This window comes from Pseudomonas sp. QLc11A (assembly GCF_052112305.1).
Lineage (GTDB): Bacteria > Pseudomonadota > Gammaproteobacteria > Pseudomonadales > Pseudomonadaceae > Aquipseudomonas > Aquipseudomonas laurylsulfatiphila.
In genome coordinates this window covers 159,437-173,885 of sequence record NZ_JAVAJJ010000008.1, presented here as the reverse complement: position 1 = coordinate 173,885, position 14,449 = coordinate 159,437, and the positions used below count along the sequence as shown (strand labels likewise).

Here is a 14,449-nt window from a genome sequence, read left to right as displayed (position 1 = left end):
TCAAGCATGTCACCCTTCCGAATCTTGAATTTGCCCAACGGCCAGACCATCGCCAATCGCATTGCCAAAGCCGCGATGGAAGAGAACCTCGCCAACACCGATCAAGTACCCGATCAGGCACTGCTTCGCCTGTATCAAGCCTGGGCCGAAGGTGAAGCCGGTTTGTTGCTGACCGGCAATGTGATGATCGACCGCCGCGCCATGACCGGCCCTGGTGGTGTCGCACTGGAGGACGAGCGGCATCTGAAACGCTTCCGCCAGTGGGCCAGTGTCGGCCGGGCCGGTGGTGCGCACTTCTGGATGCAACTCAACCACCCTGGCCGCCAGACCATGGCCAACCTCGGCCAGCAAGCACTGGCGCCTTCGGCGGTTGCGCTGGATCTCGGCCAATTCTCGAAGATGTTCACCGAACCCAAGCCCATGGGCGAGGACGACATCCAGGAGGTCATCCGACGTTTCGCCACCAGCGCCGCACTGGCGGAGAAAGCCGGTTTTACCGGTGTGCAGATCCACGCCGCCCATGGCTACCTGCTCAGCCAGTTCCTGTCGCCACTGACCAATCGACGCACTGATCGCTGGGGTGGTCCGCTGGAGAATCGCGCGCGCCTGCTGTTGTCCGTCGTCGAAGCGGTTCGCCAGGCGGTATCGCCGCAATTTTGTGTGTCGGTAAAGCTCAACTCAGCGGATTTCCAGCGCGGTGGCTTCGATGCCGATGATGCACGGCAAGTGATCCTGTGGCTCAACGAGCAACCGATCGACCTGCTGGAACTCTCCGGCGGCAGTTACGAAGCACCGGCCATGCAAGGCGAAGCGCGCGACGGCCGGACCCTGGCCCGGGAGGCGTACTTTCTGGAAATGGCCGGCGAACTGGCCAGCGTGGCGCGCATGCCGGTGATGGTGACGGGCGGGATCCGGCGTCTGGCAATCGTCGAACAGGTCCTCGACAGCGGCATCGCCATGGCCGGCATCGGCACCGCACTGGCCGTGGAGCCGCACCTGGTCAAGCATTGGCGAGAAGGCAAGCACAGCCACCCACAACTGCCGCCGATCCAGTGGAAGCGCAAACCCCTGGCGGCGCTGGCGAGCATGGCGGTGGTGAAGTTCCAGCTGCATCGCTTGAGCCGTGGGCGCAAAACCCGGCCTGAGGTTTCGGCGCTATGGGCGTTGATTGTCGACCGGTTGTACATAGGCAAGCGTACCCGGCAGTACCGGCGGGCGATGGGCAAGTGACTCAAATTTGAGGTTGGCAGGTACACCGCTTTCGCGAGCAGGCTCGCTCCCACAGGGGTTTTCGGGCGATTACAAAGCTTGTGTTCAACACCGATCAATTGTGGGAGCGAGCCTGCTCGCGAAGAGGCCGGAACTGCCAAACAGAACTCAACCAGGCAGCAACTCGTCAATATGCCGATACTCAGCCTGCAACTGCGCCGCCAGCACCCGGCTACGCCCAAGCCGAATCGGTCCGCGCTCGATGTCGATCAACAGCCCCGGACACGCAAGCGTCGGCAACAGCGACCAGTCCTTCAGCCTGCCATCGGTCACCAGCAGCAACCGCTGCTGCTCTGCCGGAAAACGTTTCTGCCGTGCGGCAAGCCACCGCCCTGCTTCGCTCAATGCCGCCAGCAGCGGCGTGCCACCGCCGGCACCCAGGCCGTCGAGCCAATGGCGCAGCCCCGTGGAAGCCTTCAATCCCTGCACCTGCCACTTGGGAGCAGCACCGCTGGCCGTTAGCAAGGCCAGACGTGCACGCTGGCGATAGGCATCGTCGAACAACTGCGCCAACAAGCCCTTGGCATCACTCAATGCCTGATGACGGCGGGTCGATGCGGAGGCATCGACTATTACCAGCCACAGTTCATGGGGCGAACGCGTGCGCAGTTGAAACATCAGGTCGTCGCGCCGACGCGGCCGGCCATTGAGCAAGGTGCCGGGCCAGTTGACCGAGCCGCTGCGGGCGGCGTGACGCACGCCCTGTTTGCCATGGTCCAGTCGCCCGGCTCGGGGTCTGGCATTCGCCCCCGCGTCGCAGCGAGGGCGAATGCCTAGGGCTTTTTTGGCCAGCTCGGCACTTCGCGTCGTGCGCCGGTCGCCAGCGCCTGGGCAGGCAATTCGCCCCACTGGCCCTGCCCTTCACCCGGATTGTCGTTCTGCGGCGCGGTTTGTTGCACAGTTTGAGATTGCGCAGGTGCCGGCGGCGAATGCTCGCGACGACGATGGCGCAAGGCGAACTCGGCAACGGCGTCGATATCTTCCTCGGCGATAGCGTTCGCCCCGCGCCAGGCGGCGTGAGCCCGGGCGGCACGCAGCCAGACCAGGTCAGCGCGCAAACCATCGACGCCAGCGGCAAAGCAGCGCTCGGTAATCCGGGCCAGCGCCTGGTCGTCGAGAGGAATACTCGCCAGGGCGTTGCGTGCGTGCTGGCAACGTTCGCGCAGAGATGACTGCGCCGACTCCCATTCGGCGCAGAATCCTTGCGGATCGCTGTCGAAATCCAGGCGACGACGGATGATCTGGCCTCGTTCGGTCGGCGCTGTGTGGCCACCAAGGGCGACATTCAAGCCGAAACGGTCGAGCAGCTGTGGACGCAGTTCACCCTCTTCGGGATTCATGGTGCCAATCAGCACGAACTTCGCCGAGTGCCGATGGGAAATGCCGTCACGCTCAACCAGATTGGTGCCGCTGGCGGCCACATCGAGCAGCAGGTCAACGAGGTGATCAGGCAACAGATTGACCTCGTCGACGTAGAGCACGCCACCGTCAGCCCTGGCCAGTACGCCAGGTGAGAACTGCGCGCGACCTTCGCCCAGCGCCGCGTCGAGATCGAGGGTGCCGACCAGGCGCTCTTCGGTGGCGCCCAGCGGCAATGTGACGAACTGACCGCTGGCCAACAGGTCCGCCAGACCACGGGCCAGGGTCGACTTGGCCATGCCGCGCGGGCCTTCGATCAGGACGCCGCCGATTTTCGGGTCGATGGCGGTCAGGTACAGGGCCAGCTTCAAATCGTCGGCGCCGACCACGGCGGAGAGCGGGAAATGCGGGGTGTCGGTCATTGTTCTATCTCGGTCATGGTCGGTGATCAATTCACAAATATCACAGTTGCCTTCATCCCTGTGGGAGCGAGCCTGCTCGCGAAGGCGGTGTGTCAGCCAGCATAAATGTCGTCTGACGCTCCCTCATCGCGAGCAGGCTCGCTCCCACAGGTTCAAGCGTGTCAGCCGTCTTCTTCTATATCCAGCAACAGATTCTCCAATGCCTCGCGGTAGGCGCCCGGCTCCTTCCACATTCCGCGTTGTTGCGCCTCGAGCATGCGTTCAGTCATGTCGCGCAAGGCATGGGGATTGTGTTCACGGACAAAATCCCGGGTGTCCGGATCAAGCAAATAGGCGTCGGCCAGCAACGCGTACTGGTGATCGTCGATCAACTGCGTGGTGGCATCGAAGGCGAACAGATTATCGACAGTCGCAGCCATTTCGAACGCACCTTTGTAGCCGTGGCGCTTTACCCCTTCGAGCCACTTCGGATTGGCCGCCCGGGAGCGGATCACCCGGTTCAGCTCTTCCTTCAAGGTGCGAATCTTCGGCAGGTCCGGCTGACTGTGATCGCCATGATAACTGGCCGCCGCCGCGCCTTTCAGGCTTTCCACCGCCGCGAGCATACCGCCCTGGAACTGGTAGTAATCATTGGAGTCGAGCAAGTCATGCTCGCGGTTATCCTGGTTTTGCAACACCGCCTGTACCTGGCTCAGGCGCTGGCTGAACTGATCACGGGCGGCGGTACCTTCGTCGGAACCGCCGTAAGCGTAGCCGCCCCAGTTGAGGTAAACCTCGGCCAGGTCCTCGCGGGTTTGCCACAGACGACCGTCAATGGCGCCCTGCACGCCGGCGCCGTAGGCCCCGGGCTTGGCCCCGAAAATCCGCCAGCCGGCCTGCCGTCGCGCAGCGTCTTCATCCAGTCCGGTCTGCAACAAGGCTGCACGCTCGGCACGCACCTTGGCCGCCAACGGATTGAGGTCGTCCGGCTCATCCAGGTCGGCCACCGCTTGCACCGCCGCGTCAAACAGGCGGATCAGATTGGCAAAGGCATCGCGGAAGAAACCGGACACGCGCAAGGTCACGTCGACCCGAGGACGGTCGAGCAAACTCAACGGCAGGATCTCGAAATCATCGACCCGCTGGCTGCCAGTGGCCCAGACCGGACGCACGCCCATCAACGCCATGGCCTGGGCGATGTCATCGCCGCCGGTGCGCATGGTCGCGGTGCCCCACACCGACAGACCGAGCTGGCGCAGATGATCGCCGTGGTCCTGCAGGTGCCGCTCCAGAATCAGGTTGGCCGACTGGAAACCGATGCGCCACGCCGTAGTGGTCGGCAAATTGCGCACGTCCACCGAGTAAAAGTTACGCCCGGTGGGCAGCACGTCCAGGCGACCACGACTCGGCGCACCGCTGGGGCCGGCCGGGACGAAGCGACCGCTGAGGGCGTCAAGCAGACCGCGCATTTCCGCTGGGCCGCAGGCGTCCAGGCGCGGGGCGATGACCTCGCGCACACCATTGATAATGGCCTGCACCTCAATCCAGTCCGCCTCCTGTAGGAGCGAGCCTGCTCGCGATGGAGTGTCAGTTGGCACCAATGTGGCTGACACACCATCGCGAGCAGGCTCGCTCCCACAAGGGGCGGCCAATGCCTGCGAGATCAGTTGTGTGGCGAACAGCTCGAGGCGTTCGCGGGTATCGCCCGCCGTGCGCCAGGAATCTTCGCTGACGTCCACAAGAGCCGCGGGACGCGGCCCGGCCCACGGCTCGGCCAATGCACAATCGAGCGGATCGAAGCCCAACGCAAACGCCTTGGCCAGCGCCCGCAGCAGACTCGATTGCGCTCCTCGGCCATCGCCCCGTGGAATGCGCAACAACGCCAGCAAGGTGTCGATACGCAGGCGACCGGTGGGCGATTCGCCGAACACGTGCAGACCATCGCGGATCTGCGACTCTTTCAAGTCGCACAGGTAAGTGTCGAGTCGCGGCAACCAGATCGCTGCATCGGTATCGCTGTCGAGTTGCTCGTCCAGTTGCAGTTCACGGTCGATGTGCGAGTCACGCACCAGTTGCAGGATGTCGCGCTGCAACTCGCGTGCGCGACGCGGATCGAGCAACTGCGCCTCGTAATACTCGTCGGCCAACAGTTCGAGGTTGCGCAGCGGGCCATAGGTTTCGGCGCGGGTCAGCGGTGGCATCAGGTGATCGATGATCACCGCCTGGGTGCGCCGCTTGGCCTGGGCACCCTCGCCCGGGTCATTGACGATGAACGGATAGATGTTCGGCAGCGGCCCGAGCAGCGCATCCGGCCAGCAGTTTTCCGACAGCCCCACGCCCTTGCCCGGCAGCCATTCGAGGTTGCCGTGCTTGCCGACGTGGATCACGCCATGGGCGCCATAGGTGTGGCGCAGCCAGAAGTAAAACGCCAGGTAGCCGTGGGGCGGCACCAGGTCCGGGTCGTGATACACCGCGCTCGGATCGACCTGATAACCCCGCGCCGGTTGAATGCCGACGAAGGTCAGGCCAAAGCGCAGGCCGGCGATCATCATCCGTGCGCTGCGACACATCGGGTCGTTTTCCGGCGCGCCCCAACGTTCGAGCACAGCCGCACGATTGGCTTCGGGCAGGGCATTGAACATCGCCAGATAGTCGTCCATTGCCAGGCTTTGCTGGCACGGACGCAGGTCGAGGGTATCGAGATCGTTGCTGACACCGCCCAGCAACTGCTGGATCAGCGCGGTGCCACTGTCCGGCAATTGCGCCGGCAACGGATAACCTTCGGCATGCAGCGCCCGCAGGATATTCAGTGCGGCGGCCGGAGTGTCGAGGCCGACGCCATTGCCGATGCGCCCGTCGCGAGTCGGGTAATTGGCGAGAATCAAGGCGATGCGTTTTTCGGCGTTTGGCACCCGCGCCAGTTCGACCCAGCGCCGCGCCAGTTCGGCAACGAAGTCCATGCGCTCCGGTTGCGGCCGGTAGCAGACCACATCCGACTGGCTGCGCTCACTGCGCCACGCCAGGTCCTTGAAACTGATCGGGCGACTGATGATGCGCCCGTCCAGCTCCGGCAAGGCAATGTGCATCGCCAGATCGCGCGGGCCAAGCCCCTGTTCACTGGCGCGCCAACCCGGTTCGTTGTCCTGGGCGCAAATCGCCTGGATCACCGCAATATTGCGCCGGAACGGCCGCAGGTGCGGCGCTTCGGGGCTGGACTGGGCGAAACCCGTGGTGTTCAGGATCACCGAGACGCCGGCCTCATCCAGCCAGTCCTCGACCGCGCCCAGGCAGCCGGGCTCTTTCAAACTGGCCAGCGCAATCGGCAACGGATTCAAACCCGCTGCCTGCAAGCGTTGGCAGAAAACATCGATGAAAGCGGTGTTCGCCGCCTGCAAATGCGAGCGGTAAAACAGCACCGCCGCCACCGGTTGATCGGCGCGCCAGTCGGCTTGCCAGTCGCTCAGTGCGGCAGAATGTTTGTGCGGATGGTAGATCGCCGTACGTGGCAGGGTCTGCGGCTCGCCCCAGGTGTAATCGCGCGCCAGCCAGCGGTTGGCCAGGCAACGGAAGAAATCCAGGGCATTGCCCATGCCGCCCTGACGCAGAAATTGCCAGAGCCGGTCGCGGTCCTCGGCGCCGACGCTGCTCAGGTCACTGAGCTCCGGGTCCGGGCGGTCATCGCCCGGCACCAGAATCACCTGCACACCGCGCTGGGACAGCTCGACCAGGCGCTCGATGCCGTAACGCCAATAGGCGATGCCGCCGTGCAGCGAAATCAGGATCACCCTGGCGTGACGCAGCACTTCATCGACGTACAAATCGACCGAGGCATGGTTCTGCACCTGCATCGGGTTGGCCAGGCGCAGGCTCGGGTAATCCTCGGGCAACTGCTGCGCCGCCTCGGCGAGCAGCGCCAGGCTGGAGTCGCCGCTGCACAGGACCACCAGCTCGGCGGGGGTTTGTCCAAGGTCGGCGATATTGTCATCCGACACGAAACCGCCGGGCTGGGTCCTGAGCAGGTGCATGGGTTACACGCTGAGCGCAGCGCGCAATTGCGCTTCAAGTACGGCGGCGTCCAGTTCCTGGCCGATCAGCACCAGACGGGTGATGCGCGCCTCTTCGGCCCCCCACTGGCGGTCGAAGTGCTTGTCGAAACGCGTGCCCACGCCCTGGATCAGCAGGCGCATCGGTTTGTTCGGGACGGCGGCGAAACCTTTGACGCGCAGGATGCCGTGCTGGACCACCAGTTGCGTCAGCGCGTCCATCAGCAGGCTTTCGTCGGCTTGCGGCAGTTCGATGGAGATCGAATCGAAGGCGTCGTGATCGTGGTCGTCATGATCATCGTCGCCATCGTGATGATGGTCGTGGTGACTGTGGCGGCTGTCGATGTGTTCTTCGGAGCCGGCACCCAGGCCGATCAGCACGTCCAGCGGCAGGCGACCGCTGCTGGCTTCGATGATTTTCACCGCTGGCGGCAACTCTTCGGCGACTTCCAGGCGCACGCGGGCCAGGTCGGCTGGGTTGATCAGGTCGGATTTGTTGAGAATCACCAGGTCGGCGCTGGCCAGTTGGTCGGCAAACAGCTCGTGCAATGGCGATTCGTGGTCCAGGTTCGGGTCGAGTTTGCGCTGGGCATCGACCTGGTCCGGGAAGGCGGCAAAGGTGCCGGCGGCCACGGCCGGGCTGTCGACCACGGTGATCACCGCGTCAACGGTGCAGGCACTGCGGATTTCCGGCCACTGGAAAGCCTGGACCAGCGGTTTTGGCAGGGCCAGGCCCGACGTTTCGATGAGGATGTGGTCGAGATCGCCGCGACGAGCCACCAGTTCGCGCATCACCGGGAAAAATTCTTCCTGGACGGTGCAGCACAGGCAGCCGTTGGCCAGTTCATACACACGGCCGCTGGCTTCTTCTTCGGTGCAACCGATGGAGCACTGCTTGAGGATTTCGCCGTCGATGCCCAGCTCGCCAAATTCGTTGACGATTACCGCGATGCGGCGACCCTGGGCGTTGTCGAGCATGTGCCGCAGCAGCGTGGTTTTACCCGAGCCGAGGAAGCCGGTGACGATGGTGACGGGAAGTTTGGCCAGTGTTTTCATCGGATGCCCTATGGCTAGGTGGCGGGCATACGGGACGACGACCGGCAACGCAGATGCGCGTGCCTGAAGAGTTCGCCACCGGATCACCCCGCCCGGTTGAATTTGAGAATCTGTGTCGAGGCAGGTCTCCTGGCTGACGGTGTGCCGGCCTTGGGCCTGGCATTCGCTGCGCCTTCCCGCCGGCCTCATGGATTGAGCCTGCAGTGGCGTGGCAACGAACATCACCGTTCACAGTTGCGGGGGCAGCCGCGGCATTGACCGCGTTCCCTTCTTAGCTTCGACAAACGCCGAAGAACCTCGAAAGCGCAAGGCTACGCATGGTATTGGGGCGGGTCAATGCTTGCGATCCCTGTGGCGAGGGGGCTCGCCCCCGTTTGGCGGCGAAGCCGTCGCAAGACCTGCCTGTCGGGTGTCCCAGGAGAAAGTCAGGGGCCGCTACGCAGCCCAACGGGGGCAACCCCCCTCGCCACAAGTATTTTGTGTAGACCTCAAACGAGAACCCTTGCCAATTGACGCCCAACCCTCGCCCATGCTCTCCTACGCATCTTGTTACGGGTGCCCTTCACAGGGTGAAACGGGAAACCGGTGAATCATGTGCTTTACTCTAAAGCCATGTCAGTCCGGTGCTGCCCCCGCAACGGTAAGCGAGCGAAGCATCAGATCCACTGTGCCACTACGGCATGGGAAGGTGATGTTTTCAGGTTCAGGCCCAGGCCTTTGCCCCTCGTGAGCCCGGAGACCGGCCCGCAACATAAAGTGACCATAACGATCACTGAAACAACAAACCCGCGGTGGGCGGGCGCTGTTTGAAACGCTGCGCGCCTGGTCGTGCAGGTTTTTGCATGCGCTCTTGATTCCCCGCTGACAGACCAGAGGGAAACGCCATGTCGATCATCAGCAGCACCGGCCACACTACAGCCAGCACCACTTCTACCCTGACTCAACGTCTGACCGCCGCCGTCTGCGCGTCGATCCTGGGCGCAAGCCTTGTGTATTTCGCCGGTTTCTCGCACATCGAAGCGGTACACAATGCCGCCCACGATACCCGTCACAGCTCCGCGTTCCCGTGCCATTGAGACCTGCTGACATGATCAAGCGTATTGCGCAAACCGCAGGTTTCACCGGGCTGCTGGCCGCCCTGTTGCTGACCCTGCTGCAAAGTTTCTGGGTCGCGCCCCTGATTCTGCAGGCCGAAACCTACGAAAAAGCCGAACCGGCTGCCGTTGAAATGCATGAACACGCCGATGGCGCGATGGCTGCCCATACCCACGACGCCGAAGCCTGGGAGCCGGAAGACGGCTGGCAGCGCGTGCTGTCGACCACTGGCGGCAACCTGGTGGTGGCCGTCGGTTTCGCCCTGATGCTGACCGGCCTGTACACCTTGCGTGCGCCGACCAAAACCTCCCAGGGCCTGCTCTGGGGCCTGGCCGGCTATGCGACCTTCGTGCTCGCGCCGACCCTCGGCCTGCCACCTGAACTGCCAGGCACTGCCGCCGCCGATCTGGCACAACGGCAACTGTGGTGGATCGGTACCGCCGCCTCTACCGCCGTCGGTATCGCGCTGATCGTGTTCAGCCGTCACTGGCTGATGAAAGTCCTCGGTGCGGCAATCCTCGCTGTTCCCCATGTGATTGGCGCACCGCAACCGGAGGTGCATTCGATGCTCGCTCCGCAGGCACTGGAAACCCAATTCAAAATCGCTTCGCAACTGACCAACGTGGCGTTCTGGCTGGCCCTGGGCCTGATCAGCGCCTGGTTGTTCCGTCGCAAAAGCGATGGCCAATACCACGCATGACGGACGTCAGCACTGCGCCGACCCTGGTGGTCGGCCTGGGCTGCCAAAAGGGCTGCCCCGTCAGCACCTTGCTGGCGCTGCTCGACCAGGCACTGGAGGCACACCAGATTGCCCGTCATGAAATCAAGGCGCTGGCCAGCATCGATTCGAAGCGCGACGAACCTGCACTGATCGAACTGGCCCAGCAGCTTGGCCTGGAATTGATGTACTTCAGCAGCGAACAACTGGCCCCCTATGAGCCGCAACTCAGCCATCAATCGCAAATAGCGTTTGAACGCACCGGTTGCTACGGCGTGGCGGAAAGCGCCGCGCTGGCCCTGGCCGAACAACTGGCCCAGGCCCCGGCAAAACTGCTGATTCCCCGACAGAAATATGCCCAGGCAACCCTGGCATTGGCCGGCGCGGCATAAAATCCCCGATAATCCCCGCCTCGATCATGAACATTCTTCATCTGAAGCCCTGTTCAGCCCCTTTTATCCCCACAGGAACCGACGATGACCGTCTACTTCATTGGCGCAGGTCCCGGCGACCCCGAACTGATTACCGTCAAGGGCCAGCGGCTGATTCGCAGTTGCCCGGTGATCATTTATGCCGGCTCGCTGGTGCCAGCCGCGGTACTGGAAGGTCATTGTGCCGAGCAGGTAGTCAACAGCGCCGAACTGCACCTTGAACAGATCATCGACCTGTTCAAGGCCGCCCACGCCAAAGGCCAGGACGTGGCCCGGGTACACTCCGGCGATCCGAGCCTGTATGGCGCCATTGGCGAACAGATTCGCTATCTGCGTGAGCTGGGCATTGCGTTCGAAATCGTTCCGGGCGTGACGGCCACCGCCGCGTGTGCAGCGCTTCTGGGTGCAGAACTGACGCTGCCGGACGTTTCACAGAGCGTGATCCTGACTCGCTACGCCGACAAAACCGCCATGCCACCCGGAGAGGAATTCGCCAGCCTGGCCCGGCACGGCACGACCATGGCAATTCATTTGGGGGTCAATCACCTGCCGAAGATCGTTGAGGAACTGCTGCCGCATTACGGCGCCGATTGCCCGATTGCGGTGGTTCACCGTGCGAGCTGGCCGGATCAGGACTGGGTGACGGGAACGCTTGATGACATTGCCGGGAAGGTTGCCGCCAAAGGGTTTCGGCGCACGGCTTTGATACTGGTGGGACGGGTGCTGGGCAGTGATCACTTCAGTGAGTCATCGCTGTATCGCGCGGGGCATGCGCATCTCTATCGCCCATAAGGCCCCTTCGCGAGCAGGCTCGCTCCCACATTGGATTATGGTCAACTGTGGGAGCGAGCCTGCTCGCGAAGGCTTCAGCGAATTTAACTCATAAAAAACGGCGCTCACGGGGCGCCGTTTTTTATTTTGCAGTGAACACCTTAGTAGTAGGCGTTTTCTTTCTGCGTGTGGTCGGTCACGTCGCGAACGCCCTTGAGCTCGGGAATACGCTCAAGCAGGGTACGCTCGATGCCTTCCTTGAGCGTCACGTCGGCCTGACCGCAGCCTTGGCAACCACCGCCAAACTGCAGTACGGCGATGCCGTCTTCGACCACGTCGATCAGGCTGACCTGACCGCCGTGGCTGGCCAACCCAGGGTTGATCTCGGTTTGCAGGTAGTAGTTGATGCGCTCGTTGACCGGGCTGTCGGCATTGACCATCGGTACTTTGGCGTTTGGCGCCTTGATGGTCAGCTGGCCGCCCATGCGGTCGGTGGCGTAGTCGACAACGGCATCGTCCAGGAAGGCTTCGCTGAAATGGTCGATGTAGGCGGTGAAGCTTTTCAGCCCCAGCGCGGTGTCTTCGGGTTTTTCTTCGCCCGGCTTGCAGTAGGCAATGCAGGTTTCGGCGTACTGGGTGCCAGGCTGGGTGATGAAGACGCGGATGCCGATGCCCGGGGTGTTCTGCTTGGAGAGCAGATCAGCCAGATAATCGTGGGCGGCGTCGGTAATGGTAATAGCGGTCATGGAAACTCCTCGCAGGCTTGGGCGCAGTTTACGCCAATCGGCGCGCCGGACAAAGTCCCAGTATTTTTGTCGGGAAAGAATTGTGGGAGCGGGCTTGTGTGGCGAGGGGGCTTGTCGGAACGCCGCACCGCCCCGTTGGGTCGCAAAGCAGCCCCAGAAAATGGGACTTCTGCGCAGTCCAACGGGGGCAAGCCCCCTCGCCACAAGCCCCCCCACAGGGGATCAGCGGTGTTTCAGAGGTTCTCGAAGCGGTTCATGTCCAGCACGCCCTCTTCCACCGGATCGGTCTCCTGGATGTAGCGGCTCAGGTCATGAAAATACAGCCAGAATTGCGGATGACTGCGCCGTATTCCCCAACGTTCGACGATTTTCTCAAAGCTGTCGCTATCCTTGGCGTTCTCCATCGCATCCACAAACGCCGGCACTTGCCCGGCCGGAATGTTGAACATGAAGTTCGGGTAGCTGCTGAGCACACCCGGGAAAATCGTCAGGGTATCGAGCCCCGGCTGATAGCGCAGCGATTCGCCGAGCAGAAACGCCACATTGCTGTGGGCCCGGTTGCGCAGCAGGCTGTAGACCTCACGCTTGCCGCTGCCGGTTTCGATACGCAGCATGGTCGCTTCCGGCAGTTGATCGATGACCTTGAGCCCCGCCGCCGGACGCGAGGTCAGGCGGCTCAACACCTGCTCGGCATTTTGCAGATCCGGATCAATGTTCGGCCGCGAACAGTAGGCGCCGTCGCAGCGGTTGATCGGGTCGGGCCTGGCATCAAGGTCACCATAACGGGTCAGCAATTGCCGGGCGAAATCGCGCTTGGGATCCTGCGGATCAAGCTTCAATGCGGTCGGTTTGTCATCGTCGATGGACTCGTAGTCCAGCCACATCTTGAATTTGCCACTGTTCTGATACCAGTCGTCGAGGTAACCCTCCCGCGAATCGGCGGGCATCAGACGCAGGAAATTCTGCTCGGCGCCGTTACGGATCAGGTCGAAATACAAGCGCGTCTGGGCCTGATGGGACACGTTGCCGAACACATCGAAATTGACTGCCAGTTGGTAGTAGGTGCGCTCCAGCAGCGGATAGTCGAACAGCCACATCGTCTGCGGCACTTCGCCGATCAGGCCTTTGGTCACCGAGGCGCTGTCGAAATGGCGAAAGATGCTCAGCAGTGCGTTGTCGTTGCCGGCCCACAGGGTCGACCAGCTCGGCGCGGGCAAGTCTGCGTAACTATCGCGGCGCAGGGCCTCGTATTCGTTGCGTTTGTCGCGGTAGTCATGCCACAGGGTCAGGACGCTGCCGACATCATCATTCTGCCCCGGCATCGCCAGCAAGGGCGTGGCTTGCCCGCGATAGTTCGGGTCGGTGATGTAGAGGTCGTGTTCAGGTGCCTGGAACAGCGCCCAGAAGTTATCGCGAATCACGTCCGTGGCGATCTGCCCACGACAGACTGGCCCACGGATAAAGGTGCGCACGAAGTACTCGGCGTTATCGAGCATGAACTGGTAGCGCGCCTGGGCCGGAATCGCTTCGAAGGTGGTAAAGGGGTTGGCCCGGCTCTTCGGCCCGTAGCCCGGCAATGCATTGGCCTCCCAGTTGCCGCTGTAGAACAGGGATTTGACCCGTGCCAGCTTCGCCGCGCTCAGCGGATAGGTGATGTGGGTCTTGTGCACGATCACGCCCTGCACCGGCCACAAGCGGTAGTAAAACTCCGAGCCCGGATCATCGTTGGGGCGCCGGGTATTGATCAGGTCAATCGGCTGGCCGGTCGGCGTGCGCGAACGCACCCACTGGAAGAAATGCCCGGGCTCACCCTCCTTGAAGTAAAGATGGGCGAGGAACCAGTGCTCATACAGCCAGCGCCCCACCAGGCTTTGCCGGGCGCCCGGCGAATTGAGCAGGTTTTCCCACTGGATCACTTGCTGCGCTTCTTGCGCACTCGGGGCCAGGGCCTGTTGATCGATAGGTGCGCCTGCGGCCAGCCAGCGTTGCAGCGTCTGGTACTGCGGGTCGGTCAGGCCGGTCACCGCCAGCGGCATGCCTTCCTTCGGGTGCGAAGCGGCGTAGCCATCGAACTGCGCGGGCATGGAACACATGTTCTCCCGGTTCAGGCCCAGGACGATGTCTTGCGGCAGCCTGGCGTTGGGTTGCAAGGGGGTGTTGTGGCCCAGTTCCAGCATCCGCGCCATCAATGAGGCCTGGCTGCCTTGGGCATCAAGCACCGAAAAGAAGCCCTTTTGCTGCCAGGCGGCTTTGCCGGAGGCATCCAGAAACAGCCGCGTCGGCGCCACCGCTTTAGTACGGTCACCGTCGTAAACCGGGACTTTCGTTGCGCCGCGTGCCGCGCCTTCGCCGCTGCCCAGGTTGAGCTGACAGGCGGCGTCGTTGCAGGCGTGGCAGGCCACGCACTTTTCAGTGAAGATCGGTTGAATGTCTCGACTGTAGGAAATGGCAGAGGAGTTCGCCGGACTTTGCGCCGCAGCGCCCCAGCTTAAAAGCATCAACACACTGCTGATGACGAAGCGATAAGACATGTCCCTGGTCCCGGATCCTGAAAAAACGC

Annotated in this window: 11 protein-coding genes and 2 riboswitches; of the genes, 5 read left to right on the top strand and 6 right to left on the bottom strand. The window is 62.7% G+C overall.

The genetic code is table 11. From position 1 onward, the window contains the following. Positions 1 to 6 precede the first annotated feature (6 nt). Complete coding sequence (locus Q8X48_RS14240) at positions 7 to 1,230, top strand: NADH:flavin oxidoreductase/NADH oxidase family protein (RefSeq protein ID WP_407802534.1); 1,224 nt, start codon at positions 7 to 9, stop codon at positions 1,228 to 1,230. A gap of 147 nt (positions 1,231 to 1,377) precedes the next feature. On the opposite strand, the gene Q8X48_RS14235 is transcribed toward Q8X48_RS14240, so the two are convergent. The 4 genes from Q8X48_RS14235 to cobW all read right to left on the bottom strand — a co-directional run bounded on the left by Q8X48_RS14235 (position 1,378) and on the right by cobW (position 8,128). Beyond that, on the bottom strand, positions 1,378 to 1,923 hold the full coding sequence (locus tag Q8X48_RS14235) for a vWA domain-containing protein (protein WP_407802542.1): 546 nt from the start codon (positions 1,921 to 1,923) through the stop codon (positions 1,378 to 1,380). Between the two features lie 119 nt (positions 1,924 to 2,042). After that, positions 2,043 to 3,050, bottom strand: a complete 1,008-nt coding sequence (locus Q8X48_RS14230) for an ATP-binding protein (RefSeq protein ID WP_407802536.1) — start codon at positions 3,048 to 3,050, stop codon at positions 2,043 to 2,045. Positions 3,051 to 3,211: 161 nt separating this feature from the next. After that, on the bottom strand, positions 3,212 to 7,054 hold the full coding sequence (gene cobN / locus Q8X48_RS14225; RefSeq protein ID WP_407802537.1) for a cobaltochelatase subunit CobN: 3,843 nt from the start codon (positions 7,052 to 7,054) through the stop codon (positions 3,212 to 3,214). Positions 7,055 to 7,057: 3 nt separating this feature from the next. Then, entirely contained in the window at positions 7,058 to 8,128 is a 1,071-nt protein-coding gene (gene cobW, locus Q8X48_RS14220; protein ID WP_095966800.1) for a cobalamin biosynthesis protein CobW, read from the bottom strand. A 102-nt stretch (positions 8,129 to 8,230) separates the two neighbouring features. Then, positions 8,231 to 8,443, bottom strand: a riboswitch (cobalamin riboswitch). Positions 8,444 to 8,664: 221 nt separating this feature from the next. Continuing rightward, positions 8,665 to 8,890: riboswitch (cobalamin riboswitch) on the top strand. A 122-nt stretch (positions 8,891 to 9,012) separates the two neighbouring features. Here cobW and Q8X48_RS14215 point away from each other — a divergent pair. From Q8X48_RS14215 to cobM, 4 genes are all read left to right on the top strand, one after another. Further along, positions 9,013 to 9,204 (top strand): CbtB domain-containing protein, encoded by a 192-nt coding sequence (locus Q8X48_RS14215; RefSeq protein WP_217838207.1) that lies wholly within the window; start codon positions 9,013 to 9,015, stop codon positions 9,202 to 9,204. A gap of 11 nt (positions 9,205 to 9,215) precedes the next feature. Next, positions 9,216 to 9,923, top strand: coding sequence for a CbtA family protein (locus Q8X48_RS14210; RefSeq protein ID WP_126045591.1), 708 nt, complete (start codon positions 9,216 to 9,218; stop codon positions 9,921 to 9,923). Next, complete coding sequence (locus tag Q8X48_RS14205; RefSeq protein WP_015094887.1) at positions 9,920 to 10,333, top strand: cobalamin biosynthesis protein; 414 nt, start codon at positions 9,920 to 9,922, stop codon at positions 10,331 to 10,333. Before Q8X48_RS14210 ends, Q8X48_RS14205 begins: the two co-directional genes overlap by 4 nt. A gap of 84 nt (positions 10,334 to 10,417) precedes the next feature. After that, positions 10,418 to 11,164, top strand: coding sequence for a precorrin-4 C(11)-methyltransferase (gene cobM, locus Q8X48_RS14200; RefSeq protein ID WP_407802539.1), 747 nt, complete (start codon positions 10,418 to 10,420; stop codon positions 11,162 to 11,164). Positions 11,165 to 11,304: 140 nt separating this feature from the next. On the opposite strand, the gene nfuA is transcribed toward cobM, so the two are convergent. Both nfuA and Q8X48_RS14190 read right to left on the bottom strand, forming a co-directional pair. Next, positions 11,305 to 11,889 (bottom strand): Fe-S biogenesis protein NfuA, encoded by a 585-nt coding sequence (nfuA, locus tag Q8X48_RS14195; protein WP_007912592.1) that lies wholly within the window; start codon positions 11,887 to 11,889, stop codon positions 11,305 to 11,307. Between the two features lie 233 nt (positions 11,890 to 12,122). Then, complete coding sequence (locus tag Q8X48_RS14190; protein WP_407802540.1) at positions 12,123 to 14,420, bottom strand: fatty acid cis/trans isomerase; 2,298 nt, start codon at positions 14,418 to 14,420, stop codon at positions 12,123 to 12,125. Between the last annotated feature and the right edge of the window lie 29 nt (positions 14,421 to 14,449).

Coding starts and splice junctions, on each gene's coding strand:
- Q8X48_RS14230 (WP_407802536.1), bottom strand. CDS start 3,050: ATGACCGACACCCCGCATTTCCCGCTCTCCGCCGTGGTCGGCGCCGAC.
- cobM (WP_407802539.1), top strand. CDS start 10,418: ATGACCGTCTACTTCATTGGCGCAGGTCCCGGCGACCCCGAACTGATT.
- cobN (WP_407802537.1), bottom strand. CDS start 7,054: ATGCACCTGCTCAGGACCCAGCCCGGCGGTTTCGTGTCGGATGACAAT.
- Q8X48_RS14205 (WP_015094887.1), top strand. CDS start 9,920: ATGACGGACGTCAGCACTGCGCCGACCCTGGTGGTCGGCCTGGGCTGC.
- nfuA (WP_007912592.1), bottom strand. CDS start 11,889: ATGACCGCTATTACCATTACCGACGCCGCCCACGATTATCTGGCTGAT.
- Q8X48_RS14240 (WP_407802534.1), top strand. CDS start 7: ATGTCACCCTTCCGAATCTTGAATTTGCCCAACGGCCAGACCATCGCC.
- Q8X48_RS14190 (WP_407802540.1), bottom strand. CDS start 14,420: ATGTCTTATCGCTTCGTCATCAGCAGTGTGTTGATGCTTTTAAGCTGG.
- Q8X48_RS14210 (WP_126045591.1), top strand. CDS start 9,216: ATGATCAAGCGTATTGCGCAAACCGCAGGTTTCACCGGGCTGCTGGCC.
- cobW (WP_095966800.1), bottom strand. CDS start 8,128: ATGAAAACACTGGCCAAACTTCCCGTCACCATCGTCACCGGCTTCCTC.
- Q8X48_RS14215 (WP_217838207.1), top strand. CDS start 9,013: ATGTCGATCATCAGCAGCACCGGCCACACTACAGCCAGCACCACTTCT.